The 25,917-nt window shown below is 68.2% G+C and carries 29 protein-coding genes; 23 read left to right on the forward strand and 6 right to left on the reverse strand.

What is annotated here, in order from left to right:
* Nucleotides 1-14 precede the first annotated feature (14 nt).
* The gene (locus ACWPN8_RS12125; protein WP_492240915.1) at nt 15-809 is read left to right on the forward strand and encodes a TorD/DmsD family molecular chaperone; all 795 of its coding nucleotides are present in this window, start codon (nt 15-17) and stop codon (nt 807-809) included.
* 170 nt (nt 810-979) lie between these two features.
* A complete protein-coding gene (locus ACWPN8_RS12130; RefSeq protein ID WP_492240916.1) occupies nt 980-3,148 on the forward strand; it encodes a hybrid sensor histidine kinase/response regulator in 2,169 nt (722 codons plus the stop codon).
* On the opposite strand, the gene ACWPN8_RS12135 is transcribed toward ACWPN8_RS12130, so the two are convergent.
* A complete protein-coding gene (locus tag ACWPN8_RS12135; protein ID WP_109096187.1) occupies nt 3,141-3,392 on the reverse strand; it encodes a hypothetical protein in 252 nt (83 codons plus the stop codon). The two genes, ACWPN8_RS12130 and ACWPN8_RS12135, sit on opposite strands and share 8 nt — an antisense overlap.
* Nucleotides 3,393-3,566: 174 nt before the next feature.
* Nucleotides 3,567-3,791: an SMc00767 family acetate metabolism repressor gene (locus ACWPN8_RS12140; RefSeq protein WP_042443767.1), complete on the reverse strand. Its 225-nt coding sequence runs from the start codon at nt 3,789-3,791 to the stop codon at nt 3,567-3,569.
* 382 nt (nt 3,792-4,173) lie between these two features.
* On the opposite strand from ACWPN8_RS12140, the gene ACWPN8_RS12145 reads away from it, so the two are divergent.
* A complete protein-coding gene (locus ACWPN8_RS12145) occupies nt 4,174-4,542 on the forward strand; it encodes a hypothetical protein (RefSeq protein ID WP_247872806.1) in 369 nt (122 codons plus the stop codon).
* Nucleotides 4,543-4,546: 4 nt separating this feature from the next.
* On the opposite strand, the gene ACWPN8_RS12150 is transcribed toward ACWPN8_RS12145, so the two are convergent.
* Genes ACWPN8_RS12150 through ACWPN8_RS12160 form a run of 3 tightly spaced genes read right to left on the reverse strand, consistent with a single transcriptional unit; the run spans nt 4,547 to nt 7,220 of the window.
* Nucleotides 4,547-5,494, reverse strand: coding sequence for an ABC transporter ATP-binding protein (locus ACWPN8_RS12150; protein WP_492240917.1), 948 nt, complete (start codon nt 5,492-5,494; stop codon nt 4,547-4,549).
* Nucleotides 5,491-6,486: an HlyD family secretion protein gene (locus tag ACWPN8_RS12155; protein WP_492240918.1), complete on the reverse strand. Its 996-nt coding sequence runs from the start codon at nt 6,484-6,486 to the stop codon at nt 5,491-5,493. Before ACWPN8_RS12155 ends, ACWPN8_RS12150 begins: the two co-directional genes overlap by 4 nt.
* Nucleotides 6,483-7,220 (reverse strand): TetR/AcrR family transcriptional regulator, encoded by a 738-nt coding sequence (locus ACWPN8_RS12160; RefSeq protein WP_492240919.1) that lies wholly within the window; start codon nt 7,218-7,220, stop codon nt 6,483-6,485. The genes ACWPN8_RS12155 and ACWPN8_RS12160 overlap by 4 nt, the downstream gene beginning before the upstream one ends.
* A gap of 351 nt (nt 7,221-7,571) precedes the next feature.
* Here ACWPN8_RS12160 and nifA point away from each other — a divergent pair, with 351 nt between their 5' ends.
* From nifA to ACWPN8_RS12230, 14 genes are all read left to right on the forward strand, one after another.
* Nucleotides 7,572-9,494 (forward strand): nif-specific transcriptional activator NifA, encoded by a 1,923-nt coding sequence (gene nifA / locus ACWPN8_RS12165; protein ID WP_492240920.1) that lies wholly within the window; start codon nt 7,572-7,574, stop codon nt 9,492-9,494.
* A 123-nt stretch (nt 9,495-9,617) separates the two neighbouring features.
* Nucleotides 9,618-10,514 (forward strand): adenylate/guanylate cyclase domain-containing protein, encoded by an 897-nt coding sequence (locus ACWPN8_RS12170; RefSeq protein WP_492240921.1) that lies wholly within the window; start codon nt 9,618-9,620, stop codon nt 10,512-10,514.
* Between the two features lie 184 nt (nt 10,515-10,698).
* Nucleotides 10,699-12,264, forward strand: coding sequence for a nitrogenase cofactor biosynthesis protein NifB (gene nifB / locus ACWPN8_RS12175; protein WP_492240922.1), 1,566 nt, complete (start codon nt 10,699-10,701; stop codon nt 12,262-12,264).
* A 46-nt stretch (nt 12,265-12,310) separates the two neighbouring features.
* On the forward strand, nt 12,311-12,502 hold the full coding sequence (locus tag ACWPN8_RS12180; protein ID WP_014248512.1) for a 4Fe-4S dicluster domain-containing protein: 192 nt from the start codon (nt 12,311-12,313) through the stop codon (nt 12,500-12,502).
* Between the two features lie 52 nt (nt 12,503-12,554).
* Nucleotides 12,555-13,082 carry a hypothetical protein gene (locus ACWPN8_RS12185; RefSeq protein ID WP_492240923.1) on the forward strand — a complete coding sequence of 176 codons (528 nt, stop codon included), beginning with the start codon at nt 12,555-12,557 and terminating at the stop codon, nt 13,080-13,082.
* Nucleotides 13,079-13,597 (forward strand): 4Fe4S-binding leucine-rich repeat protein, encoded by a 519-nt coding sequence (locus ACWPN8_RS12190; protein WP_492240924.1) that lies wholly within the window; start codon nt 13,079-13,081, stop codon nt 13,595-13,597. The genes ACWPN8_RS12185 and ACWPN8_RS12190 overlap by 4 nt, the downstream gene beginning before the upstream one ends.
* 336 nt (nt 13,598-13,933) lie before the next feature.
* Nucleotides 13,934-14,260 carry a nitrogen fixation protein NifZ gene (locus tag ACWPN8_RS12195; protein ID WP_492240925.1) on the forward strand — a complete coding sequence of 109 codons (327 nt, stop codon included), beginning with the start codon at nt 13,934-13,936 and terminating at the stop codon, nt 14,258-14,260.
* Between the two features lie 58 nt (nt 14,261-14,318).
* Nucleotides 14,319-14,624: a nitrogen fixation protein NifZ gene (locus ACWPN8_RS12200; protein ID WP_492240926.1), complete on the forward strand. Its 306-nt coding sequence runs from the start codon at nt 14,319-14,321 to the stop codon at nt 14,622-14,624.
* A gap of 14 nt (nt 14,625-14,638) precedes the next feature.
* Entirely contained in the window at nt 14,639-15,790 is a 1,152-nt protein-coding gene (locus ACWPN8_RS12205) for a cysteine desulfurase family protein (RefSeq protein WP_492240927.1), read from the forward strand.
* Nucleotides 15,791-15,825: 35 nt separating this feature from the next.
* Nucleotides 15,826-16,035, forward strand: a complete 210-nt coding sequence (nifT, locus tag ACWPN8_RS12210; RefSeq protein ID WP_098739281.1) for a putative nitrogen fixation protein NifT — start codon at nt 15,826-15,828, stop codon at nt 16,033-16,035.
* A 5-nt stretch (nt 16,036-16,040) separates the two neighbouring features.
* Nucleotides 16,041-16,325 (forward strand): hypothetical protein, encoded by a 285-nt coding sequence (locus tag ACWPN8_RS12215; protein ID WP_492240928.1) that lies wholly within the window; start codon nt 16,041-16,043, stop codon nt 16,323-16,325.
* Complete coding sequence (locus ACWPN8_RS12220) at nt 16,326-17,537, forward strand: DegT/DnrJ/EryC1/StrS family aminotransferase (protein ID WP_492240929.1); 1,212 nt, start codon at nt 16,326-16,328, stop codon at nt 17,535-17,537.
* A gap of 23 nt (nt 17,538-17,560) precedes the next feature.
* Nucleotides 17,561-18,448, forward strand: coding sequence for an SIR2 family protein (locus tag ACWPN8_RS12225; protein WP_492240930.1), 888 nt, complete (start codon nt 17,561-17,563; stop codon nt 18,446-18,448).
* 117 nt (nt 18,449-18,565) lie between these two features.
* Nucleotides 18,566-19,621 (forward strand): lipid A deacylase LpxR family protein, encoded by a 1,056-nt coding sequence (locus ACWPN8_RS12230; RefSeq protein WP_109096651.1) that lies wholly within the window; start codon nt 18,566-18,568, stop codon nt 19,619-19,621.
* A gap of 4 nt (nt 19,622-19,625) precedes the next feature.
* Here ACWPN8_RS12230 and ACWPN8_RS12235 read toward each other — a convergent pair whose 3' ends face one another.
* Nucleotides 19,626-20,270 (reverse strand): DUF4337 domain-containing protein, encoded by a 645-nt coding sequence (locus ACWPN8_RS12235; RefSeq protein ID WP_492240931.1) that lies wholly within the window; start codon nt 20,268-20,270, stop codon nt 19,626-19,628.
* Nucleotides 20,271-20,490: 220 nt separating this feature from the next.
* Between ACWPN8_RS12235 and ACWPN8_RS12240 the strand changes: the two genes are divergently transcribed.
* The 6 genes from ACWPN8_RS12240 to ACWPN8_RS12265 all read left to right on the forward strand — a co-directional run bounded on the left by ACWPN8_RS12240 (nt 20,491) and on the right by ACWPN8_RS12265 (nt 25,910).
* Entirely contained in the window at nt 20,491-21,057 is a 567-nt protein-coding gene (locus ACWPN8_RS12240) for a septation protein A (protein WP_109047266.1), read from the forward strand.
* Between the two features lie 119 nt (nt 21,058-21,176).
* Nucleotides 21,177-21,485 (forward strand): twin-arginine translocase TatA/TatE family subunit, encoded by a 309-nt coding sequence (locus tag ACWPN8_RS12245; protein WP_109096649.1) that lies wholly within the window; start codon nt 21,177-21,179, stop codon nt 21,483-21,485.
* 182 nt (nt 21,486-21,667) lie between these two features.
* Entirely contained in the window at nt 21,668-22,780 is a 1,113-nt protein-coding gene (locus ACWPN8_RS12250; protein WP_492240932.1) for an SPOR domain-containing protein, read from the forward strand.
* 261 nt (nt 22,781-23,041) lie between these two features.
* Nucleotides 23,042-23,440 (forward strand): response regulator transcription factor, encoded by a 399-nt coding sequence (locus tag ACWPN8_RS12255; RefSeq protein ID WP_109096647.1) that lies wholly within the window; start codon nt 23,042-23,044, stop codon nt 23,438-23,440.
* On the forward strand, nt 23,437-25,689 hold the full coding sequence (locus tag ACWPN8_RS12260) for a 3'-5' exonuclease (RefSeq protein ID WP_492240933.1): 2,253 nt from the start codon (nt 23,437-23,439) through the stop codon (nt 25,687-25,689). The genes ACWPN8_RS12255 and ACWPN8_RS12260 overlap by 4 nt, the downstream gene beginning before the upstream one ends.
* A complete protein-coding gene (locus ACWPN8_RS12265) occupies nt 25,686-25,910 on the forward strand; it encodes a hypothetical protein (RefSeq protein ID WP_492240934.1) in 225 nt (74 codons plus the stop codon). Before ACWPN8_RS12260 ends, ACWPN8_RS12265 begins: the two co-directional genes overlap by 4 nt.
* Nucleotides 25,911-25,917 lie beyond the last annotated feature (7 nt).

Consider the following 25,917-nt stretch of genomic DNA (forward strand, 5'->3'; position numbering starts at 1 on the left):
CCGGGAGGAACAGCGTGGACAGCACGGTTCTAGAGGCCGCCTTGCCACCCCATCGTCAGGACGGCCATCCCAAGGATGGTGCCGGCATCGCGGGAGCCCCTATTCCCAGCCCCCTCGATCTGGCCACCTCATCCCGGGGCCTGCGTCTACTCGTCCGCCTGCATGCCGAAGAACCGTCCGCCGCCTTGCTGGAGACGTTGCGACGCGAACCGGTCGGCCGCGGTCCGCTGGCACTCGACCGCGACAACTCGCAGCAGGCCGCCGCCCTGGTGGACGAGGTGGTGAGCGACCTGCCGGACCGGATCACCCGCAGCTGCCTCGCCCCGCTGGTCGCCGATTTCGCCGCCATCCACATCAACGGCGGGCTGCGGGCCTGTCCGACCGAAGGTCCGTGGCTGGAAGAGAAGCTGCGGGACGATGCCGCCGCGTCCCTGCTGCGCTGGCGCACGGGTCTGGGAGTGGAATTTGGCGGGCCGCCGCTGGACCGGCTGGCGGACGACCATGTCGCCGCGGAACTGGCTGTTCTGGCCGCGCTGCTCGACCGCGGGCGCCCGCTCGACGCCGTCCACTTCCTCGACCGCCACCCGCTGCGCTGGATGCCGGATTTCTGCAGCCGCGTCGCAACCCGTTGCCGCGAACCCTTCTTCGCCGGCATCGCCATCCTCACCAATGCCTATCTCGACGATCTGCGGGACCGGCTGGGCGATCTGTGCGGGCTGCCCCGCCCGGTGGATGACGGATCCGATGTCCGCCGCCGCCGCCGCTGGACGGAAGGTCGCTTTCCCCGCGCCTGCACCTGCGATCCGTAAACCGCCGAACTGCGACCCGCCATCGCCTCCCTGCCTTAAAGTCAGAGTTGCCCACCCTTCGATGCTTCGGCCATGGTGACCGGAACGGGGTTGGGCCAAAGGCCTGCCCAGTGGCCTGTCCTGTGCCGCCGAAGGCCGGCAAGCTTCCTTTTTCCTGGCAATGGTTGGTGATGCCCGTTCGCAACCTCGACAGTCGGACCGACCGCAGGGGGGCAGTGCGCCTGCTGCGCCTGCTGCTGGCTGTGTCGGTCGCGCTGCCGCTCGTTCTGTTCGCCGGCATCGGCTGGCGCGAGCGGTGGGAGGCTCAGGACGAGGCCGAGCGGAACAGCCGCAAGAACGCCCTGATCCTGCACGAACATGTGCTGAAGGTGTTTGACACCATGTCCCAGGTTCTGGACCGGGTGGACGAGCGCATCCATGGACGCAGCTGGCGCGAGATCGCCGAGTCGGAGCCGCTGCACCGCTATCTGAAGACTCTGAAAGGCGAACTTGAGCAGGTTGGCGCCATCGGGCTGACCGATCCCGACGGATTCGTGCGCAACTCGAGCCTCGTCTTCCCTGCACGCAACAGCTATATCGGCGACCGCGCGGATTTCCGGGAGCAGCGGGAAAAGGATTCCGGCCTGCTCATCGCCGGCCCGGTCGTCGACCCCACCAGCGGCAAACCCAGCTTCGGCATCAGCCGGCGCCGCAGCAGTCCAGACGGCCCCGACGGCAGTTTCGACGGGATGATCGCCGCCATTATCGATCCCGATTATTTCGCCAGCTTCTACCGGCGGATCATCGGCACCGAAGGGGAATCCATTGCGCTGATCCGCGATGACGGCGCGATGCTGATGCGCTTCCCGACCCTGGACCCGACACGGCCGAACGCGACCCTGCCGACCCTGCCGGCCGACCGCGGCCTGCGTGCCGAAATCCGCCGCCAGCCGGACGAGGGAATTTTCCGCACCGGCAACAGCTTTGTGCAGGGGCTGGAGCGCGTGTTCGCCTATAAGCGGGTCGGCGCCTTCCCGATCTACGTCGTCTATGGGCTGGACGGGACTCAAGTCACCCGCTCCTGGTGGCGGAACATGGCTCTGGACGCCGCCTTCGTGGCTCCGGCGACGCTGGCGCTGGCGCTCCTCGCCTGGCTCGCCTACAGCCGCGCCGCGTCCGAAAATGCCGCGGTCCGGCGCTGGGCGGAGGAGGTGCGCAACCGCGAAAGGCTGGAGGAGGCGCTGCGCCAGAGCCAGAAGATGGAGGCGCTGGGCCAGTTGACCGGCGGGGTGGCGCATGACTTCAACAATCTGCTGACCGCAGCGCTCACCAACCTGCACCTGCTGGCCCGCCATCTGCCGGCCGACGGCCAGCGCTTCCTGGGCGGGGCGCGGACCGCGCTGGAACGGGCGGAGAAGCTGACACGGCAATTGCTGTCCTTTTCGCGCCAGGATGCCGTCAACCCGACGGTGGTCGATCTGGGCGACAGCCTGCGCCGGATGTCCGACCTGCTGGCCCGCTCCATCCGGGCGGACGTCGTACTGGAGTGGGACATCGCCCCTGTGCCGATGGCGGTCGCCATCGATCAGGTGCAGTTGGAGATGGCCGTGCTGAACCTGGTGCTGAACGCCCGCGATGCCATGCCCGGCGGCGGCCGAATCCGCATCGCCGCTGCGCCCGGTCCAGAGCCACGCACCGCCCGCATCGAGGTTTCCGATTCCGGCGCCGGCATGCCGCCCGATGTGATGGCCCGGGCCTTCGACCCCTTCTTCACCACCAAGGGGGTCGGCAAGGGAACGGGGCTCGGCCTGTCGATGGTCTATGGATTCGCCCGGCAGTCCGGCGGCAGCGCCACCATCGACAGCCGGCCCGGCGAGGGCACACATGTGTGCATCGACCTGCCGCTGACCGATGCCCGGCCGGAGGAGCCGGCCCCTGTCCCGGCGGCCCCGGTCGCGGACATCCGCCCGCTGCGCATCCTAGTGGTGGAGGACAATCCGCTGGTGCTGATGGCGACGGTGGAAGGACTGACCCAGGAAGGCTTCTCGGTCGAGACCGCGGAAGACGGCGTCACTGCGCTGGCTCTGCTGGAGACCGACCGCAACTTCGATCTTGTGGTGTCGGACGTCGTGATGCCGGGCGGCGTTTCCGGGGTCGACCTTGCCCGCCACATCCGCGAGCACTGGCCGCAGTTGCGGGTCCTGCTTGCCTCGGGCTACAGCCCCGAATCGCTGGCCACCATGGGCGCCGACACCGCATCGGTGCTGGCGAAGCCCTTCACCCCCGACCAGCTGGCGGCGCGAATCCGGTCGCTGACCAGGACCGGGCCGGGCGGCGGTGCGGCGGACGGGATCAGGTAAGCGCGCTGACGAACATCGGCGTCCACAGCGCCATGCACCACACCAGGCCAAGGCAAAGGCCACGGGTCAGATCGTCGAAGGTCGGCTGTTCCAGCCGGTTCAGCTTCCACATCGCATTGACTTCGCCCGGCGTCAGCGGCCGGTCGCCGGACCCGGTGTCAGGATCGAAATCGGACTGAAGCGTACGGCGATCGGTCTGCTCACGGCTGGCGGCTGCGCGCCGTTCGGGGTCGCGTGACGGCATGGCTGGGGCCTCGCATCGATAGCGGAATGCCCAACAAGTTTGTGACCGCCGCCGCCGGCGACCAGCCTTCCTTCCGTCCACGCCGGAATTTTGTCGACATACGAAAAAAGGCCGCCATCCGCTGGACGGATGCGGCCTTTTCGCCAAGCGTCCGGCCAGATCGGCCGGACGGGATCACTTGCCGGGACGGATCACCGGGGTGAGTTGATCGCCCCAGTTGCCGGTCTCGTTGTGGTAGCGGGCGGTGCGCATCAGCTCGACCGTCACGCCGGCCTCGACCGCCTTGACGACGGCGTCGTTCAGGCGGTGCAGGTTGTTGGCGACGATGCGGATGGCGCTTTCCTGCTCCGGCGTCAGTTCCGACCGGTCATCCGGCGGCGCGTCCTTGAAACCCGACATGCGTTGTTCCTTCCCCTGGATTGGGACCGCCCCGGCGGGACCGGCTGCGGTCCAGAACTTGGTCATGATCTTGACCGGCCTTTCCGGCCGGTTTTCATCATGTACCACATTGTGTGCGCCGCGACAAAGAGCACGACGCGCCAAGCGCTTGCGACCATTGGCCTCTTGCAACCGGCAAACCGACGCCCTGACGTTGCGGCGGAATCGGCCGGTCGAAAGTCCCGCCCATGCCGGACACTCCGCCAAAGGTTGTTTTCTTACAAACAAAAGAAATAAAGCTTCAGTGTTGCAACAATCTCTTGGATTAACTCAATGGTTGACTATCCGCGATTGCGATGTACAGATCTCATCACGATCCAATTTTCCCCTGACGGAGATCATCTTGAAGAACGTTGCTGCCAAGGCCCTGCTCGTTGCGTCCTCGCTGTTTCTGATGCATGGCGCGGCGCTCGCCGGCCAGCAGGACTTCACGATCGTCAACAAGACCGGCTATCCGCTGAAGCACATCTACGTTTCGGAAAACAACAACAACAGCTGGGACGAGGATATCCTCGGCCGCGACGTCCTGAACGACGGCGAGTACTTCGAGGTTGCCTTCGCCAAGGCCGAGAGCACCTGCAAGTGGGACATGAAGGTCGTCTATGACGACGGCGAGTCGGCGGTATGGCAGGGGCTGAACCTTTGCCAGCTCTCCAAGCTGACGCTGAAGTGGAACAAGAACACCGGCGTCACCTCGGCCCAGACCGAGTAACCCGTCACCGGAAATTGTCGGTGCTGCGGTTCATCAGATGGATAAAGACGTCTTCCAGCGTCGGTTCCGTCGCGGTGATCCGCAGCTCCGGCTGCCCAATCCAGGGGGCGAGCGCCCAGTCCAGGGCTGAAGAGTCGGTTCCGCTGACATGCAGGCGGCTGCCGAAGACCGCCACCATCTCCACTCCCGGCTGACCGTCCAGCGCCGCGGCGATACGGTGCAGGCCGCTGCCCGCGACCAGACGGGTGTGCAGGCCCGACCCGGCAATCACCTGATCGACCGTTCCATGCGTCATCAGCGTGCCGTAGGCGATGTACGCGATGCGGTGGCAGCGTTCCGCCTCGTCCATGTAATGGGTGCTGACCAGAACCGTCAGACCCTCGCCGGCCAGCCGGTGAATCTCATCCCAGAATTCCCGCCGCGCCTTGGGATCAACGCCCGCCGTCGGTTCGTCCAGCAGCAGCAGCTTCGGCTCGTGCAGGATGCAGGCGGCCAGCGCCAGACGCTGCTTCCAGCCGCCGGACAGTTCCCCCGCCAACTGCGTGCGACGGTTGGATAGGCCCAGCCGGTCCAGCGCCTCCACCACCCGCCGCCGCCGGTCGGGCAGCCCATACATGCGGGCGACGAAGTCCAGATTCTCGGCGATGCTCAGGTCCTCCCAGAAGCTGAACTTCTGGGTCATATAGCCGACCTGCCGCTTGATCGCCGCACTCTGCCGCCGGATGTCGAGGCCAAGGCAGGTGCCCTCCCCTGCATCGGGAGTTAACAGGCCGCACAGCAGCCGGATCGTCGTGGTCTTGCCCGACCCGTTGGGGCCGAGAAAGCCGTAGATCTCGCCGGTTTCCACCCTGATCGACACATCGTCGACCACGGTCTTGCTGCCGAAGCGCTTGACTAGGCCGCGCACGTCGATGGCCGGGCCGCCATTGGCCGCCAAGCTGTCCACCGTCATTGCCCCGCCCCCGCCGGCCGGCCATCCGCCAACCAGACATCGACCGGCAGCCCAGGGTTCAGCGGCCGGCCCGATGCCGGTTCCATCCGGGCTTCCACCCGGAAGACCAGCTTCTCCCGGCTGCCGACGCTGTAGATCACCGGCGGGGTGTATTCCGCCTGCGAGGCGATCCGGCTCACCCGTGCGGACAGGCCGGCTGGGCAGCCGTCGCAGCGCACCGACAGGGCGCCGCCCGGCACCACCCCCGCCAGTGCGGTCTCCGGGACGAACAGCACCAGCTTCACCCGCTCCGGCGGCAGGAGCGACACCACAGGGGAGCCGGCCGGCACCCACTCGCCGGGATTGTACAGCGTGTCCTCGACCAGGGCCGCCGCCGGGGCGACGGGAGCCAGATCGGCCAGCCGCCGTTCCGCCTGGGCAAGCGCCGCCTCCGCCTGGGTCACCGCCTCGTCGGCAGCGCGCAACTGTTCGGGCCGGGCCGCCAATGCGGCGACCGCCACTTGGGCATCCGCCTCCGCCAATTGGCCACGGTCCCGGTCGAAGGCGGCGCGCGCCTGATCGAGCTTGTCCGGGGACGAGACCTTGCGGGCGACCAACTCCTGCTGGCGGGCCAGCTCGGCGGTGGAATAGCGCAGCGCCGCCTCCGCCCGCGCCTTCTGCGCGGTCAGCACCGCCACCTCCTGCGCCCGCTTGCCGGTGGCGAGGTCGGCGCGCTGTGCCCGCGCCTGTGCCAGCGCCGCGGCAAGCCGGTCGCGCTCAGCCCTGGCGGTAGCGCGGTCGATGGCGAACAGCGGCGCTCCTGCCGCCACCTGTGCCCCGCGGGCGACCGACAGGCTTTCCAGCATGCCGGCGCTGGGGGCGGCGATGCGCAGATACTCCCCCTCGACATAGCCATGGGCGAGCGGCGGCGTCCCGCCGGCCGCGATGGGCAGCCCCACCGCCAGAGCGATGGCCACCAGCCCGTCCAGGAGGCTTCCGAGAAATCCGCTCATGGCGCATCCTCCCCCGCCCCTGCCCGCTCTGCCCGAAGATCCACATCACGCAGCAGGATCCGGCGCAGGTTGTCGATGTGGACCTCCACCAGCGCTGCCACATCCATGGGCGGTTCGCCATTGACCCCGTCGAAGGAGGTTCGCCACACGGCGCTCATCAACAGCGGTGCGACGATCAGACGCACACTGGGATCGAGTTCCATCGGACGGAACTCTCCGCTCTCCATGCCGCGCCGCAACAGGCCCCCGAGCACGCCGAAGCCGCGGCGGATCACCTCACGGTGGTAGAAGGCGGCAAGCTCGGGGAAATTGCCGGCCTCGGCGATCACCAGACGCGGGATCACCGCCATGCGTGTCGTGGCGATCAGCCGCGCCACCATGCGCAGCAGCCGCTCCAGCACCGGAAAGCATGGCCCGCCGGCTGAGGCGACCAGCGCTTCGGCCTGTTGCAGGTTCGGCAGGATGGCGGCCCGGATCACCGCCTTGAACAGCTCCTCCTTGCTGGGGAAGTAGAGATAGAGCGTGCCTTTGCTGACCCCAGCGCGGGCCGCCACCTCCTCCAGCCGCGCCGCGGCGAAACCGCGGTCGGCAAAGATCTCCATCGCGGCGGCGACGATCTCCTGCGGCCGGGCGTCCTTGCGGCGGCGCCAGCGCGGCGGTTCGCCGGACGCAGCCGGATCGGAGGCAGGTTCGGGACGGGAATCGGACGGAGAACCGGATTCGCGGGAGGGCATGGCGCGCCTCTCTTTATAACTGACCAGTCAGTTATTAACATGACACCACCATTCCACCAATGGCTAAGGTCATTGTGCGCCGCAGCAGAATCTATGCAAAAGGTCTTGCCTTTCGGCGAGCAGTCACGGACACTTTCCACCGGCTGGCAGCGTACGAACGGAGTCGCAGCCATGCCCGGCCTGGAAGACGGGCTCCAAAACAGGACATGAACGGCATGGCCGGACCAACGGCCGCCGCGGTTTTCGGGGGGTACGGATCAAGGCGCTGACGCCGGGACCCGACGGCTTGCGATGGCTGGACCCTCCCGTCCGGCATTGGCCCGGGTCCCCAGCCGAGCGAGGGGATCGAACATGCCGAGTGCTGCCCAGTCCGCGTCATCCTCCAGCCTGGAGCTGCTGACGATCTACGAGGTCAGCAAGATCCTCGGGTCGTCGCTGGATCTGGAACAGACCCTGCGCGAGGTGCTGCGGGCGCTGTCCTACCAGCTGCAGATGCATCGCGGCCGTGTCTATCTCCAGGGCGAGGACGGGGCCCTGCGCCTCGTCGCCGCGCAGGGCCTGCCCAAGGACTCGCCGGCGCAGGAGATCGACTACAACCAGGGTGAAGGCATCAGCGGCCGCATCCTGAAGACCGGCATGCCGGCGGTCGTGCCCAACCTCGCGGAGGAGCCGCTGTTCAACAACCGCTCCGGCGGGCGCGACGATCTGGACGAGCAGGTAGCGTCGCTGGTCGGCGTGCCGATCAAGGCGGCCGGCGCCGTCATCGGCGTGCTGACCATCGACCGCATCTCCGACGACGGCCCCAGCGGCCATTTCGGTTCCGATGTCCGTTTCCTGACCATGGTCGCCAACCTGATCGGCCAGACCGTCCGCCTGCACCGCACGGTGGCGGAAGAGCGGCGCTTCATGATGCGCGAGACCTTCCGCGTACAGAAGGAGTTGCGGCCGGTGGTGGCGCCGGTCAACGACGTGGTCTGCACCAGCCCCAACATGGTCGATGTGCTGGCCCAGGTGCACCGGGTGGCGCCCTTCAAGTCGACCGTTCTGATCCGCGGCGAGAGCGGCACCGGCAAGGAGCTGATCGCGCGCGCCATCCACAATCTGTCGCCGCGCAAGGACGCTCCCTTTATCCGCGTCAACTGCGCAGCATTGCCCGAATCGCTGCTGGAATCGGAGCTGTTCGGCCACGAGAAGGGATCCTTCACCGGCGCGCAGAAGGACCACAAGGGCCGGTTCGAGCTGGCCTCCGGCGGAACGCTGTTCCTGGACGAGATCGGCGACATCTCCTCCAACTTCCAGGCCAAGCTGCTGCGCGTGTTGCAGGAGCAGGAGTTCGAACGGGTCGGCGGGTCGAAGACGATCAAGACCGACGTGCGGCTGATCTGCGCCACCAACCTGAACCTCGAAGAGGCGGTCGGCCACGGCAAGTTCCGCGCCGATCTGTATTTCCGCATCAACGTGGTGACCATCCACCTGCCGCCGCTGCGCGAACGGCGCGGCGACATCGGCATGCTGGCCAAGCATTTCGTCGGCAAGTTCGGCCGCGACAACGGCCTCAACCTGGACATCGCCCCGGACGCGCTGGAGGTGCTGAACCGCTGCACCTGGCCCGGCAACGTCCGCGAGTTGGAAAACTGCATCGAGCGGGCGGCGACCCAGTGCCGCAACGGCACCATCCGCGTGCCCGACCTGTCCTGCAGCATGAATCTCTGCAACTCGTCGGTTCTGTTCCAGTACCGCACCATGGGCGCCGCCGTCGGCGGGCTGGCCCCGTCGATGAGCGGAACGCCGACCAATCCGTCGGTCGCTCCTCCCGCGCAGGGGCGTCCGCAGACGCCTGCCATGCCCCAGGGGGCGCCGCAAGGGATGCCGCCGGCAATGCCGGCCCCCGCCAACGGGGCGGCGCATGGAGCAGCCAACGGAGCGCCCAACGGAGCACAGTGGCCGGCCTGCGCATCGGGTTGCGGGGCGGGGCCGATGCCGGTCTGCGGCGCCTCGAAACCGCTGCCGCCTTCGGCCATCGTCCCCCTGCCCACCCCACAGCCGGCGGCATCCGTCCCGGCGGTCCCGTCCGCCCCGGCTCCGCAACCGGCCTCGGCCGGGCCCGACCTGCCGCTCGACGAACCGGAGTCGGGCCCGCTGCGCGACCGCCTGATCTGGGCGATGGAACGGACCGGCTGGGTCCAGGCCAAGGCCGCCCGGCTTCTGGGCATGACGACCCGTCAGGTGAGCTACGCGCTGCGCAAGTACAACATCGAGATCAAGCGGTTCTAGGTCCGGCAACCGGGGGGCCGGACATCCGTCCGGCGGCACCCCCGTCGCGCACCCTGCGGTTTCGTGTTACCCTGCCGGGCCTTCGATTCGATGGCGTGCTCCCCGGTCGAACGGATTTCCGTCTTGCCTTCGCTTGAGAAGCCCCTCGCCCTGCTGTTCGTCGACATCGCCGACAGCACGATGCTGTACGAGCGCGTCGGCAACGTCGCGGCGGCGGCGCTGACGCAGCGGGTGCTGACCCATCTGCGCCGATTGGTGGATGAGAATCGCGGTGGGGTCATCAAGAGCCTGGGCGATGGTCTGCTCGCCGCCTTCCCATTGCGCGACGACAGCGCCCGCACCGCCTGCGCGATGATCGGCATCGAGGGCCAGTACGGGCTGCGGTTGCGCATCGGCATCCATTTCGGTTCCGTGATCGAAGGGGTCGGCGACCTGTATGGCGACGCCTGCAACGTCGCCGCACGGGTGCAGCAGATCGCCCGGCCGGGCGAGATCCTGGCGACCCTGGCTCTGGTGGAGGGCTTGTCGCCCGACCTGCGCGGCCGGACCAAGCCGCTGAGCAACGTCGCGATGAAGGGCAAGACGGCACCGATCGCCGTCCACCAAATCCGCACCGGCGACGATGCCGAGGACGCCATCGACAGCACCACGCTCGGCTTCTCGCTGGTGTCGGAGGTCGGCCGCAGAATGGTGACGCTGCACCTCGCCTATCGCGGGCAGGACATCACGCTGAGCCAAGCCCTGCCGCGCGTCACCATCGGGCGGGAGGACAGCAGCGGCCTGCGCATCGCCTCGCGCCAGACCTCCCGCCAGCATGCGGTGGTCGACTTCACCCGCGAGAGCTTCCTGCTGACCGACCATTCCACCAACGGCACCTTCATCCGCAGCGGCGGGTCGCCGCCGCTGGTGCTACGCCGGGATGCGACCAAGCTGGTCGGCAGCGGCCTGATCGGCTTTGGGGCCGAGGTGCTGGACGAAGGGCAGGACCATGTCGTCGCCTTCCGCGCCGAGCTGCCCTGACCGGTTTGTCGGCACCCCGACAAAGCCCTCCGCCCACCCCGCCATTGTCGCAATGACGACAGCGTCCGCACCGCCGACAAATCCAGGCAAGCCTTTGTAATTCCATCGTTTCCTCTTTTGGCCCCGAACTTGCTTCTCATCGTTCCGTCCAACGGTGTCGTCCGGCACGGCAGGGAAGGAGTCGATGATGAGCAACGTGGTTTCGCTCGACAGCATCTTCGGGCTGGGGGAACTGGCCCCGCCGGCCGTGATGCCCGCAGCACCCGAGGCGGCGTCCGGCTGTTCGTCGTCGTCCTGCGGATCGTCGGACGGTCCGGCCGACATGGACCCGGCGGTGTGGGAGAAGGTGAAGAACCATCCCTGCTACTCGGAAGAGGCGCATCACTATTTCGCCCGCATGCATGTCGCGGTCGCCCCGGCCTGCAACATCCAATGCAACTACTGCAACCGCAAATACGATTGCTCGAACGAGAGCCGGCCGGGCGTGGTCTCCGAAAAGCTGACCCCCGATCAGGCGCTCAAGAAGATCCTCGCCGTCGCCCAGGAAATCCCGCAGCTGTCGGTGATCGGCATAGCTGGCCCCGGCGACAGCCTGGCCGCCGCCGGCAAGAACACCTTCGCCACCTTCGAGATGCTGCAGAAGAAGGCGCCGGACCTGAAGTTGTGCCTGTCCACCAACGGTCTGGCCCTGCCCGACCATGTGGACACCATCGCGCAGTACAACATCGACCACGTCACCATCACCATCAACATGGTCGATCCGGAGGTCGGCGCGCAGATCTACCCGTGGATTTTCTACAAGCACAAGCGCTGGACCGGGCTGGACGCCGCCAAGATCCTGCATGAGCAGCAGATGCTGGGGCTGGAGATGCTGACCTCGCTCGGCATCCTGGTGAAGGTGAACTCGGTCATGATCCCAGGGGTCAACGACGAGCACCTGCTGGAGGTGAACAAGGCGGTGAAGAGCCGCGGCGCCTTCCTGCACAACATCATGCCGCTGATCTCCGACCCCGCCCATGGGACGTATTTCGGCCTGAACGGCCAGCGCGGCCCGACCGCGCAGGAGCTGAAGGTGGTGCAGGACGCCTGCGAGGGCGGGGCCAAGCTGATGCGCCACTGCCGCCAGTGCCGTGCCGATGCCGTCGGCCTGCTGGGCGAGGACCGCGGCGAGGAATTCACCGCCGACAAGATCGAGGCGATGGGCTTCGTCGAGTATGACGACGAGGCCCGCCGCACCTACCGCGAGCATGTCGAATCCGAGCGCGCCGACCGCCACGCCTCGAAGGCCGCAGCCCAGGCCGATGTCCGCGACAGCGTCGGCACGACGGTCGATCCGATCCTGATCGCCGTCGCCACCAAGGGCGGCGAGCGCATCAACGAGCATTTCGGCCACGCCAGGGAATTCCAGATTTACGAGGTCGGACCGGCCGGCGCCAAGTTCGTCGGGCACCGCCGCGTCGACCAGTATTGCGAAGGCGGCTCCGGCGATGTCGACACGCTGGACGGTGTGCTGGCCGCCATCAACGACTGCACCGCGGTGTTCGTCGCCAAGATCGGCGGCTGCCCGTCCAAGTCGCTGGCCGATGCCGGGATCGAACCGGTCGACCGCTTTGCCTTCGACTACATCGAGGAATCTGCGCTGGCCTACTTCAAAGACTACGCCGAGCGGCTCGGCCAGGGCGTCGTCCAGTCCCGTGCCGGCCAGGATGCGGTGATCCGCACCGGGGCGCTGACCGCGCGCCGCGCCTGACACCCTTTCCCCCTCCACAGCCATCCCATCACCCAAGGAGAGAGCCATGGCCTACAAGATCAAGTCCGCCGAATGCACCGTCTGCGGCGCCTGCGAGGCCGAGTGCCCGAACATCGCCATCAGCCTGAAGAAGGGCACCTACGTCATCGATCCGGCCAAGTGCACCGAGTGCCAGGGCCAGTTCGACAGCCCGCAATGCGCCGCCGTCTGCCCGGCCGACTGCTGCGTCCCGGCGTGATGTGACTCCCCCTCTTCCCTGGGGGAGGGGGGAAACCCAGGAGCACCGCGCCATGCTGGACGAGGTGGATGAGGACTGGCTCGCCCGCCGCTACTACGGCGGGGATCTTCCGCCCGAGGCGGAACGCTGCCTGCATCTGGCCGCCGCCAGCTATGCCGACAGCGAAGCGGCGCTCGTCCATCTCGCCCGCGCGGCGGAGGTCGCCCCCGGCCATCGCCTCGTCGATCTCGGCCATTACAAGTTCCACTTCTACAAGGCCAACCTCGGTCCGGCGCTGGTCTATGGCGAGCGCATGCTCGGCCACGCGATGGCGGCACTCGGCGTCAACCATACGGACTGGCGCAGCATCACACCGGCCACCGCGGATTTCCGCGGGTTGGAGCCGGCGCCCCGCCTGTTCCTGTTCGCCCTGGTCGCCATCGGCTACCTGCTGCTGCGCACCGGGCGGCTCGACGCCGGGCGGGAGGCTCTGGGCAAGGTCCGCGACCTCGATCCCGACGACCGTTTCGGAGCCGCCCGCCTGATCGCCGTCGCCGACCGCCGCGAGCATGAGGACGAACTTGAGGAGGCCGGCGCATGACCGACGACATCCTCGAATCCCTGGACTGGCGCGGCGAACCGGTGGATTGCACCGCCTGCGCCCACCGCGACCGCCGGCTCGATCCGGCAACCACGGCCCTGCCGCCCAGCGGCAAGCTGCCCGGTCATTGCCTGCCGCTGAAGACCTGTGTCGAGGACCGCTACGCCAAGCGCATCCAGCGATTTTTCGAATGGAACCCGGATTCTGTCGGCCGGCCATCTCGACCATCCGTATTTCGAGGTCCGGGCGAATGCGGCGCGTTTCGCCCCGATCTTCCAGCTTCCCCGGCTGATGGGCGATCCGGACGAAACGGTGCGCTCCGTCCTGGCCCGCCGCCTGCCGCGCCGGCTGCTGATGAAGCTGCGCGACGATCCCGACCGCGAGGTGCGGATCGCCGTCGCCACCCGGCTGGAGGACGCCGACCTCGCCCCGCTGATGCGCGATCCCGACTGTTCGGTCCGGCTCCGGGTGGTGCGGCGGATTCCAGACGGCATGCTGCCGGCGATGATGCATGACGAGGATCCGGAGGTTCGGGTGGAGGTCGCCCGCCGCCTCGCCATGGACTGGCTGCCCAGCCTCGCCTGGGATGACAGTCCGCGGGTTCGGCTGGTTGTGGCCCAGCGGCTGCCGCCGTCGAAGCTGCACGTGCTGCTGACGGATGCCGACTGGATGGTCCGCCTCGCCGTTGCCGGGCGGATCGATGCTGGACAGCTCGGCCCCCTGCTCGACGACCCGGAGGAGGAGGTGTGCGCCATCGCCCGCCAGCGCGCCGCCGGTCTCGCTGCAGGTTTCACGATCGCCAACGACCTCCCGCCCCTCTAGCGGCCCCTAACGGACGGAGCACCCGCGCCATGACCGACACCGAAGCAGCCGCACCATACCGCCGCGAACGCGCCCGCAGTGCCGAGGATGCCAATGAGCTGGTCGGCCCGCCGGTGCTGGAGCAGGGGTTCAAGGTGAAGGCCCTGCGCGACGTGCGCAACGACGGGACCTATCCCGGCCGGCCGGTCGGCGACTTCCTCATCCGCGAGGGCGATGTCGGCTATGTCATCTCCATCGGGACTTACCTGCAGATGTACTACATCTATGCCGTTGATTTCTTTGAGAAACGGGTCGTCGTCGGCATGCGCGCGCGCGAACTTCAGGTGATCGACGCCCACTGCAACGACCCCCAGTGAACCCAGCCCGGAAGCCCCAGGCCAAACCAGCCGGTCCCCACCGATAAGGAGCCTCGCGATGTCCGACGTCGAAGCCGCCGCCAAGCCCGGTTTCATTCCGCCGCGCGAACCGCTGTACGACTGGGGCCTGCGGGTCACGGTGCAGGAGGATTTGTTCAACGACGGCAGCCACCCGCAGGTGCCGGACGGCGCGCTGCTGGCGCCCAGGGGCACGCCCGGCACCATCGTCCGCGTCGGCCGCACCGAGGAAGGCAGCCTGCCGGTCTATCTGGTGGAGTTCCCCGGCGGCACCGTCGTCGGCTGCCTGGAAGAGGAAATCGCCCCGGCCGACGGGTCGCGGCGCGGCGTGCCCGGTGTGATGTGATGGGGGGCGATGCGATGACCGTCTACCTCGACAACAACGCCACCACCGCCCTGGCTGCGGAGGTGCGCGAGGCGATGCTGCCGCACCTGTTCGGCGAGTTCGCCAATCCGTCCAGCCCGCATTCCGCCGGCATGGCCGCCCGCCGCGCGGTCAGCGAGGCCAAGGCCCAGGTCGCCGCATTGATCGGCGCCAAGCCGGCCGATCTGGTGATGACCGGCAGCGCCACCGAGGCGACCCACGCCGCCATCCTGGGTGCCTTGCGCGTGATCGAGGAGGCCGACCACCGCCGCGACCACATCGTCACCACCGCGGTGGAGCATCCGGCAACGCTGGCCCTGTTCGACGACCTGCGCCAACGCGGCTGGCGCGTCACCATCCTGCCGGTGAACCGCGACGGCCTGCCCTCCCTGGTCGATCTCGCCGCCGCGGTGACGGAGGCGACGGCGCTGGTCTCCATGATGTGGGCGAACAACGAGACCGGCGTGCTGATGCCGGTCGAAGGGGCGTCGGCCATCGCCCACGCCCATGGCGCGCTGTTCCACAGCGACGCGGTGCAGGCGGCGGGCCGGGTCCCGGTCGATTGCGGCATCGCCGACTACCTCACCCTGTCCGCCCACAAGATGCACGGGCCGAAGGGCGTCGGCGCGCTCTATGTCCGCAAGGGCGCCCCCTTCCATGCACTGATCCACGGCCATCAGGAGCGCCGCCGCCGCGGCGGAACCGAAAACGTGCCGGGCATCGTCGGCTTCGGCGCCGCCGCGTCGCTGGCCTCGCTCTGGTTGGATGAGGCGGATCTGATCGCCTTCCTGCGCGACCGGCTGGAACAGGGCATCCTCGCCCGCTGGCCGGGTGCGGTTGTGAACGGCGCCGGTGCCGCCCGTCTGCCCAACACCAGCAACATCCGCTTCGCCGACGGGCGCGGTCATCCGGTGGACGCCGAAGAACTGCTGATGCGGCTCGACCGCGCCGGCATCGCCGTGTCGATGGGGGCCGCCTGCTCCTCCGGCGGCAACGAGCCGAGCCATGTGCTGACCGCCATGGGACTGAACGGCGCCGAGGCCGCTGCCAGCCTGCGCTTCTCGCTGAGCCGCTACACCACCGCGGCGGAGGTGGACGCCGTGCTGTCGGAACTGCCGGCCCTGCACGCCCGGTTGGTCGCAGCCTGAAAATATAATTAAAACAATAGGATGGAGTTTCGGTGATGAAGGTGATGATCCGCAAGGCGTCCGAACAGTACACGATCTACGTCGCCAAGAAGGACTTGGAGGAGCCCATCGTCGAGATGGAGAAGCCGGGCCTGTGGGGCGGCTGGGTCAAGGTCGCCAACGGCTGGACGCTCGATCTGCCGGAGATGCCGGCGGAAACCCGCCTGCCGATCACCGTGGAAGCCAAGAAGCGCGGAACGGAGTGACCCCCATGGCTCTGTCGCCTGAGCGCATCGACAGCATCGCCACCCTGGCCGGCAGACTGTTCGCCGGCGGCGGCAAGCTCGACGCCGTGGTCCGCAGCGTGCGCGAGGCCAACCCGGACCTTAAGACCGTCACCGGCGCCATGGCCGCGGTGATGGCGGAGGATCCCTTCCGGGAAGGGGCGGGCTTCGACCTGCATCTGGTGGACGGCAACAACCACTGCTGGCTCATCACCGACAAGCCGGAGCTTGCCACCGGCGTCGTGATCGCCCAACGGGACGAGGACGAGTGAATGAGCGAAGCCGCCGTAGCATGGGACCCCGCCGCCTCCGACGATGACGGAGTGGACGACTATATCCCGCTGACCGATCCGGACATCTCCGGTGCCGAGGTCGAGATGCTCGGCCGCCTGCTGTCCTCCGGGTCCTTGAGCGACGGGCGGATGGTGCGGGCGTTCGAGGACGGCTTCGCCGCCTATGTCGGCCGCGACCATGCGGTGGCGGTGTCCAGCGGCACCATGGCGACGCTGCTGATGCTGAAGGGCTATGGCATCGGCGAGGGGGACGAGGTGCTGTGCAGCCCGTTCGGCTGGCATCAGGTGCAGCATGCGGTGGCGCTGTCCGGCGCCACGCCGGTGCTGGTCGACATCGACTATTGGCAGCACACCATCAACCCGGAGAAGGCGGCGGCGCTGGTCACGCCGAAGACCCGGGCAATCCTGGCCGGCAACGTCAACGGCCACCCAGCCCATTGGGACGAGCTGCGGGCGCTTGCCGATGCCAAAGGGCTGATCCTGCTGGAGGATTCGACCGAGGCCGTCGGCTCGACCTACAAGGGGCAGATGGTCGGCACCTTCGGCGACGCGGCGGTCTTCGACTTTTCCGAACCCGGCATCCTGCTGGCCGGCGAGGGCGGGATGATCGTCACCGACGACCGCGACCTCGCCCACCGGCTGCGCTACATGCGCCGACGAGAGACGGAGCACCGCAACACCGTGGTCATCACCCGCACCCTGCCCTGGCAGGCGGGGATGAGCGACCTGAACGCCGCGCTCGCCCTGGTGCAGTTGAAGCGCCTGCCGGAGATCCTGACCCGCCGCAATCTGGTCATCGCCTACTACGACGCAGCCATGGCGAGCTTCGAGGGGATCAAGCCGCCCTATCGCGGACCGGGGGCCGAGGTGGTCAACCCGATGGTCTATTGCGTCCATCTCGGCACCCGCTTCAGCGCGTCGGGCCGCCGGTCGATCATCGAGGATCTGGACACCCACGACATCGACGCCAGCGACTACGGCCAGCCGCTGCACACCCAGCAATATTACATCGAAGCGCTGGGCGAAGATCGTGCCGGGCGCGGCGCCTGTCCGGTCTGCACCAAGACCGCCGACCGCGTGCTGGCCCTGCCGCTGCACCGCAAGATCACCCGCGACCAGGTCGCCTTCATCGTGGAAACGCTGAAGGACGCCAGCATCAACACCGGTGCCGGCGCCGCGATCTATCTGTGAAGCCCCGAAGGGAAGAGGCATCCATGACCGTCACCACGCTTGCACCCGATTCCGACTCCGTCACGGTCCCGGACGCCGCCGCGGCACTGGCCGACATCGCCGCGGCGCTTGCGGCGCGGCAGGTGGTGCCCTATCTCGGCCCCGGCGCCTTCGACCTGCTGCCGCCCGACCAGTGTCCGATCCCGCGCAACTCGGCGGAGTTGGTGCAGCGCCTGAACGCCAAGGTCGCCGCCCCCGGCCGCATCCGCGCCAGCCTGACCGCGGTCGCCCAGTTCATTGAGACGCGCAAGCACCGCAAGACGCTGGAGGCCATCCTCAACGACATCTTCCGCCAGACGGTGCCCGCCACACCGGTGCATGCCCTGCTGGCAGCGATCCCGGCCCCGCCGCTGCTGGTCGATGTCTGGTACGACAGCGTGCTGGACGGTCTGCTGAGCGCTGCCGCCGACCGGGCCTGGGGACAGATCCAGGGGGTGTCGCACCCGCAATCGACCGGCGAATGGGTGCGTTACTACGGCCCTGACGGTGCCGAAGCCTCCGCGGAGGCAGCGGCCGGCTGGGACACCGTGCTGTACAAGCCGTCGGGGGCAGCGACGCCGGCCGGCAACTACCTGATCTCCGACAGCGACTATGTCGAGATCCTGACGGAGATTGACATCCAGACCCCGATCCCGGCCATCGTCCAGGACCGCCGCGCCGGCCGTCATTTCCTATATCTGGGCTGCCGCTTCGACCAGGAGATCCAGCGCACCTTCGCCCGCCAGATCGCCAAGCGCTCCTCCGACAGCCACTGGGCGGTCATCCCCGGCGAGCTGTCGAAGAACGAGGCACGCTTCCTGGCGCTTCACGGGATCAAGCGCATCGACATGACGCTGGAGGAAGCGGTGGAGGGATTGCGGACGCGGGTGTGAGCATGCGGGGAGCATCCTCGACCCAGGCCCCGCCCCCTACCCCCAAAGAGGCCGCACCGCAGCGCAACACAGCTCCCCTCCATCCGTTATCTCGCGAAACGGATGGAGCGTGCGGGAATGGTGACGAAGAGCGGCCCCACTTTGGCCGCAGCATTTGCAACCCTGTTGCTGACTGCATCGGCAGCGATGTCGTCGGCCACCGCGCAGGAAACCACCCCTCCCCCCGGCGACGAACCGGCGACCTCCGGCCCGGCCATCGGGTTCTGGATCGACAACGACCTGTTCGGCGGCGGGACCGACCGCTATTACACGAACGGGTTCCAGTTCTATTACTTCTCCGGGGCCCGGCCGACCTACGGCAACATCGACTGGCTGGCCAACCTTGTGCCCTGGATCGAACCGGGCGGCGTGCGGCGCTACGGCTTCGCCTTCGGCCAGAACATCTACACGCCGAGCGACCTGACCGCCCGCAACCCAAACCCCAAGGACCGGCCCTATGCCGGTTGGCTCTATGGCCGCGTGTCGGTGCTGAACGAGGCGCCGCGGGCGGTAGACCGCATCGACCTCGACCTCGGCATGGTCGGTCCGGCTTCGCTGGCGGAGCAGACGCAGAAGACGGTCCACAAGATCGTCGACGGTGCCACCTATCCGGAGGGCTGGAACTACCAGCTGCGCGACGAGCCGGGTGTCGTGCTGAGCTATGAGCATGTCTGGCGCGACGAGAAGCCCAACAGTCTCGGCCCGCTGGAATGGGATTTCAGCCCCCATGTCGCCGCTAGTGTCGGCAACGTGCTGACCTTCGCCGCGACGGGGGCCACCGTCCGGCTCGGCGGAAACATGCCGCCGCCGGTCGGTGCGCTGGTGACGCGCCCGACCTCCAGCATCCCCTACCAGGACAATCCTTACTCCGAACGGCCGGGGCGCTTTTCCTGGTACGTCTATGCCAGCGCCGAGGGCCGGGCGGTGGCCCGCAATATCTTCCTGGACGGCAACAGCTTCCGCGAAAGCCGCTCGGTCGCCAAGCACCCGCTGGTCGGCAGCATGCAGGCCGGCCTGACCCTGCGCTACGGCCGCTACGGCCTGACCTACGCCCAGACCCTGCAGACGCCGGAGTTCCAAGGCCAGAAATCGCTGACCAACTACGGCTCCCTGCGTCTGTCGGCCCAGTTCTGAGGGATCAGAGGAAGGGCAGCGGCAGGATCAGGGTGAAGCCGTCCACCGCCATCAGCACGCCGGCCGCCGCCAAACCGCGGCTGGCCCACAGGATGAAGCCGCGGTTGGTGATGGCGAAGACCGATGCCAGCACGATGGCCAGTTGCAACATGCCCTCGGCGAAGTCGAAATAGGGGTCCTGCGCCGCGGCATGGTCGCGCCGCACCTCCGCCGCCTTGGCCTTGTTCAACAGATCCTTGCGGCTGTTCTTGCCCTCGTCAGCCTCCATCCGGTCAGCCGACTGGCGGTATTCGGTGGAGCGCTGCAAGGCTTTGGCCTGGGCATCGGCCGGCATGCCGGCGGACAGCAGTTCCAGTTCGTCGGCGGCCAAGCGCAGGCTGATCTGGCGCTGGGTCTTGGACTGGTAATAGGCGAAGCTGTCCGACGCCTCGATTGCGCTGGCCATCAGCTCCTTGCCTGCATTGGAACCGGCGACGCTGACGATGGCGAGCACCGCCGCCAGGACGGAGATGTAGATGGCGGTGGACATCTTCACCCCATGCCCGCCCTCGTCATTCTCTTCGGCATGGTGGTGTCCCGCGGGGCGGTGCATGGCCCGTTCCCGCTCATGGGCTTCGTCGATCAGGTCCTTCACCTCGGCGGCTTCCATGGTCCCCTGCCCTTCGTCCGGTCCCCCGCCGTTCGGCGGATGACGAAAGAGTTAGCGAAACACTCGACGCGAGAAAAGCCCCGCTCGCGTTCCGGCGTCGGGGACCGAGCGATGTCACCGCCACATTTTCCTTTTCACGGGCGGGTGTGGGCTCCCGAATGTCTCGTGCGTCAACATTCGCCCCTTTCATGGGCGACCGGTTCGGGCTATGTCAGGGACCATGAACCAGTTCGCACGCCTGGCGATCGAGGCCGGCCCGCTCGCCGCCTTCTTCGTTGCCAATTCACAGGCCGGCATCATGACCGGCACCGCGGTCTTCATGGTCGCCATCACCATCGCGCTCGCGGTGTCCTGGCGGCTGGAACGGCGCATCCCGATCATGCCGGTGGTCGGCGCCGGATTCGTGCTGCTGTTCGGCGGCCTGACTCTGTGGCTTCAGGACGACCTGTTCATCAAGATCAAGCCAACCCTGGTCAACCTGCTGTTCGCCATCGTCCTGTTCGTCGCCCACATGACGCGGCGCAACGTGATGAAGCGCCTGCTGGGCACGGTTCTGAACCTTTCGGACGACGGGTGGCGAACGCTGGGCATTCGCTGGGCGTGGTTCTTCCTGCTGCTGGCCGTGCTCAACGAGGTGGTGTGGCGGAACTTCGCCACCGACACGTGGGTCAATTTCAAGGTGTTCGGCATCATGCCGCTGACCCTGCTGTTCAGCGCTTTCCAGGCACCGCTGATCATGCGCCACCAGCTGCCGGATGAGCCGGCGGAAAGCGGCCCGGCAGCCTGACGGCACCAGCTTTGTCACGACTCCCGGCCTTGCCCCTCTTGTGCGGCGCGGAAGGGGCACTCACATTGGTGGCGACCGCGACGACATCCATTCCGACCGTTTTTCAGAGGTATTGATCGATGGGCAGTTTCAGCATCTGGCACTGGTTGATCGTTCTGGTCATCGTGCTTCTCCTGTTCGGCGCCGGCAAGCTGCCCAACGTGATGGGCGACATCGCCAAGGGCGTGAAGGCCTTCAAGGCCGGACTGAAGGACGAGGACGAGGCCCAGCCGCCTGCCGCGACCACCACCGCCCAGACGCCGGCCCAGGCTCCTCCGGCCGCGATCAACCCGGCCCCGGCACAGCCGGCCGCACCTCAGCCGGCGCCGACCGCCACCACCACGACCACCGCCCAGCCGGTCGATCCGACCCGGCCGCATCAGGGCTGAGGTCTCTTCTTTTGTGCCGCCCGACTGCCGGGCGCGACCGCATGGCGGTTTGAAGGGGCGGCAAAATACGATAAAGAGAAGGGGCTTTCCGCAGCCGGTCCGTGTTCCGCGGTCCCGGCGCCCGGAAGGCCCCTTTTTCTGCTTTCAGCCGGCCCGCCATGACGGGCAAGCGCAGGTCGACCGTGACGCTCAAGCCACCGTACCGGCAGGCTCCAACCCTGACGACACCGACTTTCAAGGACGAGATGAAGGCCAACGGCAAACCTTCCGACACTCCGCCGCCGGAGAACGAGGACATCGCCAAGCTGCTTCGCGCCTTGAACGAAGATTTGCGGGCCGACCCGCAGGATGACGACGTGGAGTATGAGGAGGAGGAGCCGGCAGCCCGCAGCCGCCTGCCGCTGGGCAAGATCGCGATGGCCCTGGTCGCTGCCGGCGGCATTGCCGTCGGCGTGGTCTATTTCGGCTCGGGCGATCCGGCGCCGGTGACGACGGCCGCCAACAGCGGGGCGCCGATGGTGCCGGCCCCCGCCATCACCCGCGCCCCTGCCAACCAGACGCCTGCTAACCCGGCACCCGGCGCCGCGTCGAACGCGACCGGAAGCCTGCCGACACCTGCCACCACCCCGACGCCCACCACCTCGCCGACCGCCGCGACGCAGGCTCCTCCGGTGCAGTCCGCGCCGGCACAGACGCCCGCCGCCGCCCCGCCGCCGCCGGTCGCCGCTTTGCCAACCAGCCCGCCCCCGGTCCTGAAAGTGCCGGAGCCACCGTCCGTCCCGGCCACCGCCCCCGCCGCGGCTCCGAAGCCGCGCGCTGCGGCCCCGATGGAAAGCGCTCCCGCGGTCCAGAAGCCGGAGTCGCCGAAGCAGGACGCTCCGGCGGACACCGGATCGTTGCAGGCGATGCTGGCGCCGCCCAAGGAGCCGGCAAAGCGTCCGCCCGCCGCGACACCGGCGGCCCCCGCCACCCCGCCCGCCGCGTCGCCCGGCAACGGCGAGCCCAAGCAGGCCGCCAAGGCCGCCGCTCCGCCCACCCCTGCCGCCCAGGCGCCGGCCGGACGCTACACCGTGCAGGTCGGCAGCTTCTCGGTGACGGGGAACGCCGATTCGCTGGTCCAGCGGCTTCAGGGCAACGGGTTCCAGGCCTACACGGTGGACTGGACCGACGGTTCGAACCGGTCCTGGCGCGCGGTGCGCGTCGGCGGCTACCCCGATCCGGCCGCCGCCAAGCGGGAGGCCGAGCAGTTGAAATCGAAGATGGGGCTCAACCCCGTCGTCGTGTCGACGCGCTGATCCCGGGCCGGCGACGGGCGCCGGCCGGTTTTTGCCCCTGCGACATCGTGTCATTGAAACGAAAGCCCGGCGGCGACATTTGGTCGCGGTCGGGCTTTTTCTTTCCGGCTTCACCCCGTTCTTTGGTCGGGGGAGCCGGGAGTGCCGCTTGATCCCCGCTTGTCTTTGCTCGTACCATGGACATTCCAGGGCACGAATGCATTGCCCCGGCCGCAAATTGGGAAGCCGGCATAAGACCGGCGCACCGGAGGACGCCCCGCCATGAAGCCGACCATCCTGGTTGTCGACGACGAGCCCAGCATCGTCCTGTCGCTCCAGGTTCTCATGCAGCGCGCCGGGTTCGACGTGCGCATCGCCCGCGACGGGGACGAAGCGCTGCGCTCGGTGGAGACCTTCACCCCCGACCTGATCCTGCTCGACGCGATGATGCCGAAGCGCGACGGCTTCGACGTCTGCCAGACCCTGCGGACCAACCCGGCCTGGAAGACGCTGCCGATCATCATGCTGACGGCGCGAAGCCGCGACGTCGAACGGCAGAAGGGGCTGGCGCTGGGCGCCACCGACTACATCACCAAGCCCTTCTCCACCCGCGACCTGCTGACCACCGTCCGCCGCCATCTGGGCCTGACCGCGACCGGCAGCGCGGAGCCGGCACCATGACCGCCCCGGCACTGGATGGACCATGCCCGGACCGGAAGAGCGGCGGCGTTCCTCCGCCCGCCCGCCTGCCCCGCCGAATGATCCCGCTGGCCTTCCGCGCCGTCGGCATCGGTCTGGTGGTGGTGGCGGTCGGGCTGGCGGCGGCGGTGCGCGGGTCGGACGCATCGGACCCGTTGCTGACCTACGCCGTGGTCATGACGGCGGCTTGCGCCGCCGCGGTTTGGGGGCTGTGGCTGGCGGTCGACCGCTATCTGCTGCGCGCCGCGGAGACCCTGAGCCGCGAGGCTGGGCTGATCGCCCACGGCAATGCCGAGGCGGCGGTCGGCGGCCGGGTGCCGCTGGCCCGCTATGGCGACCTGCTGCCCATCGCCCGCGCGGTGAACGATCTGTCGGACAAGATGGCCCAGGTCCGCCGCGACATCGCCCGCACCGTCGCCGACTCCACCGCCAAGGCGGAAGAACAGAAGACGCAGCTCGCCGCCGTGCTGCGCGATCTGCACGAAGGTGTCCTGGTCTGCAACACCCGGCACCAGATCCTGCTCTACAACCAGACCGCCCTCGACATCCTGCATCTGACGGGCGAGCTTGGGCTGGGCCGCTCGCTGCTGCACTTCGTGGTCGCGGAGCCGGTGACCCACACGCTGGAGCGGTTGACCCTGCGGGTGCGCGAGGGACGGCACGTCAACCACGAGCATGGGACCACCGCCCAGTTCGTCGGCGCCACCACCGACGGCCGCATCCTGCTGGAAGGGCGGATGAGTGCCATCCTGCAGGATCCCGACCCGGCGTCGGACGAGCCGCCGACCATAACCGGCCCTGTCATAACCGGCTACGTTCTGACCCTGTCAGACGCCACCAGCGAACTGGCGGCGCTGGGCCAGCGCGACTCCCTGCTGCGCGAGGCGACGGAAGGGTTCCGTGCGCCCATCGCCAATCTGCGGGCGGCGGTGGAGACGCTGTACGACGCACCCGACCTCGGACCCGGCGAGCGCGCCGCCTTCGAAAGCGCGATGCTGGACTCCTGCGACAGCCTGTCGCAAAGGCTGGAGCGGGTGACCAACGCCTACCGCAATGTCGTCACCGGCAGCTGGCCGATGAGCGACATCCATTCCAACAACCTGATCACCCTTGTCGCCCACCGGGTGGGGGCCGAGTCCGCGACCACGGTGACGCTGACCGGTCTGCCGCAATGGGTGCATGGCGACAGCCACAGCCTCGTCCTGCTGTTCGCCTATCTGATCGGGCGGGTGCAGGCGCTGACCGGCGCCACCGCCTTCGATCTTGAGGCTGCCGGCCCGCAGGACGGCGACCGCTGGGTCTATCTCGACCTCGTCTGGCAGGGGCCGCCTGTGTCCAGCGCCACGCTGGACGGCTGGCTGGACCAGACCCTGCCCGACGGTCTGGGCGGCCTCAGCGCCGGCGACGTCTTGCAGCACCACCGCAGCACCGCCTGGAGCGAGCCGCTGTCCACCGACAGCGCCCCAGATACCGCCCGCGATACCGCCCGCGCCCGGTTGCGCGTGCCGTTGCCGCCGGCGCAGTCGCCGCGCACCGTCCAGCCGCGGCCGAAGGCCGGCGCCCGGCCGGAATTCTTCGATTTCGGGCTGCTGCACCAACCGCTGGCGACCAGCGAGCTTGGCCGCACGCCGCTGGACCGGTTGCATTACGTGGTGTTCGACACCGAGACCACCGGCTTGTCGCCCAGCACCGGCGACGAGATCATCCAGATCGCCGCCGTCCGCGTCGTCGGCGGGCGCATCCTGACCGGCGAGACCTTCAACACGCTGGTCGATCCGAAACGGCCGATCCCGCCGGAATCGGTCCCCTTCCACGGCATCACCGACGGGATGGTGGCGGGCAAGCCGACCATCGACGCCGTGCTGCCGCAGTTCCGCGGTTTCGTTTCCGGTGCGGTGCTGGTGGCGCACAATGCCGCCTTCGACCTGAAATTCCTGAAGATGAAAGAACGGGCGGCCGGGGTGGCCTTCGACTGTCCGGTTCTCGACACCATGCTGCTGTCGCGCATGCTGCTGGGCAATGACGGCGACCACACGCTGGACGGCATCGCCGAACGGCTGGGCATCGAGGTGGTGGACCGCCACACCGCGCTGGGCGACAGCTTGGTCACCGCCGCGGTGTTCCTACGGATGATCGAGATGTTGCGCGAGCGCGAGGTGCGGACGCTGGACGATGCCATCCGCGGGGCCAACATTCTGGTCGAACTTGCCGCACGGGAGCGCGCCTTTTGAGCGCGCCCGAGCCGATGCCGGGCCATGAGCCGGGCTCCGCCCGGTACCGCGACCGGATGATCGGCCTGTTCCTGCTGGCGGCCGCCCTGTTCAGCCCACCGCTTCTCGGCCTGTTCAGTGTGAAGGGAACGATCCTGAGGGTGCCGATACTGTATGGCTGGGTCTTCGGCATCTGGGCGGCGGTGATCGCGCTGGCGGCACTCGCCGGCCGGGCACGCTAGGAGGGCG

The organism is Azospirillum sp. UENF 112521 (genome assembly GCF_058780665.1).

Excerpts from the sequence above, each read along its gene's own strand:
- ACWPN8_RS12180 (WP_014248512.1), top strand. The coding sequence starts at position 12,311 with ATGGCCTACAAGATCAAGTCCGCCGAATGCACCGTCTGCGGCGCCTGC.
- ACWPN8_RS12260 (WP_492240933.1), top strand. The coding sequence starts at position 23,437 with ATGACCGCCCCGGCACTGGATGGACCATGCCCGGACCGGAAGAGCGGC.
- ACWPN8_RS12215 (WP_492240928.1), top strand. The coding sequence starts at position 16,041 with ATGGCTCTGTCGCCTGAGCGCATCGACAGCATCGCCACCCTGGCCGGC.
- ACWPN8_RS12235 (WP_492240931.1), bottom strand. The coding sequence starts at position 20,270 with ATGGAAGCCGCCGAGGTGAAGGACCTGATCGACGAAGCCCATGAGCGG.
- nifA (WP_492240920.1), top strand. The coding sequence starts at position 7,572 with ATGCCGAGTGCTGCCCAGTCCGCGTCATCCTCCAGCCTGGAGCTGCTG.
- nifT (WP_098739281.1), top strand. The coding sequence starts at position 15,826 with ATGAAGGTGATGATCCGCAAGGCGTCCGAACAGTACACGATCTACGTC.
- ACWPN8_RS12240 (WP_109047266.1), top strand. The coding sequence starts at position 20,491 with ATGAACCAGTTCGCACGCCTGGCGATCGAGGCCGGCCCGCTCGCCGCC.
- ACWPN8_RS12225 (WP_492240930.1), top strand. The coding sequence starts at position 17,561 with ATGACCGTCACCACGCTTGCACCCGATTCCGACTCCGTCACGGTCCCG.
- ACWPN8_RS12220 (WP_492240929.1), top strand. The coding sequence starts at position 16,326 with ATGAGCGAAGCCGCCGTAGCATGGGACCCCGCCGCCTCCGACGATGAC.
- ACWPN8_RS12130 (WP_492240916.1), top strand. The coding sequence starts at position 980 with ATGCCCGTTCGCAACCTCGACAGTCGGACCGACCGCAGGGGGGCAGTG.
- ACWPN8_RS12230 (WP_109096651.1), top strand. The coding sequence starts at position 18,566 with ATGGTGACGAAGAGCGGCCCCACTTTGGCCGCAGCATTTGCAACCCTG.
- ACWPN8_RS12255 (WP_109096647.1), top strand. The coding sequence starts at position 23,042 with ATGAAGCCGACCATCCTGGTTGTCGACGACGAGCCCAGCATCGTCCTG.
- ACWPN8_RS12155 (WP_492240918.1), bottom strand. The coding sequence starts at position 6,486 with ATGAGCGGATTTCTCGGAAGCCTCCTGGACGGGCTGGTGGCCATCGCT.
- ACWPN8_RS12200 (WP_492240926.1), top strand. The coding sequence starts at position 14,319 with ATGTCCGACGTCGAAGCCGCCGCCAAGCCCGGTTTCATTCCGCCGCGC.
- ACWPN8_RS12160 (WP_492240919.1), bottom strand. The coding sequence starts at position 7,220 with ATGCCCTCCCGCGAATCCGGTTCTCCGTCCGATTCCCGTCCCGAACCT.
- ACWPN8_RS12185 (WP_492240923.1), top strand. The coding sequence starts at position 12,555 with ATGCTGGACGAGGTGGATGAGGACTGGCTCGCCCGCCGCTACTACGGC.
- nifB (WP_492240922.1), top strand. The coding sequence starts at position 10,699 with ATGATGAGCAACGTGGTTTCGCTCGACAGCATCTTCGGGCTGGGGGAA.
- ACWPN8_RS12205 (WP_492240927.1), top strand. The coding sequence starts at position 14,639 with ATGACCGTCTACCTCGACAACAACGCCACCACCGCCCTGGCTGCGGAG.
- ACWPN8_RS12195 (WP_492240925.1), top strand. The coding sequence starts at position 13,934 with ATGACCGACACCGAAGCAGCCGCACCATACCGCCGCGAACGCGCCCGC.
- ACWPN8_RS12245 (WP_109096649.1), top strand. The coding sequence starts at position 21,177 with ATGGGCAGTTTCAGCATCTGGCACTGGTTGATCGTTCTGGTCATCGTG.
- ACWPN8_RS12140 (WP_042443767.1), bottom strand. The coding sequence starts at position 3,791 with ATGTCGGGTTTCAAGGACGCGCCGCCGGATGACCGGTCGGAACTGACG.
- ACWPN8_RS12190 (WP_492240924.1), top strand. The coding sequence starts at position 13,079 with ATGACCGACGACATCCTCGAATCCCTGGACTGGCGCGGCGAACCGGTG.
- ACWPN8_RS12135 (WP_109096187.1), bottom strand. The coding sequence starts at position 3,392 with ATGCCGTCACGCGACCCCGAACGGCGCGCAGCCGCCAGCCGTGAGCAG.
- ACWPN8_RS12150 (WP_492240917.1), bottom strand. The coding sequence starts at position 5,494 with ATGACGGTGGACAGCTTGGCGGCCAATGGCGGCCCGGCCATCGACGTG.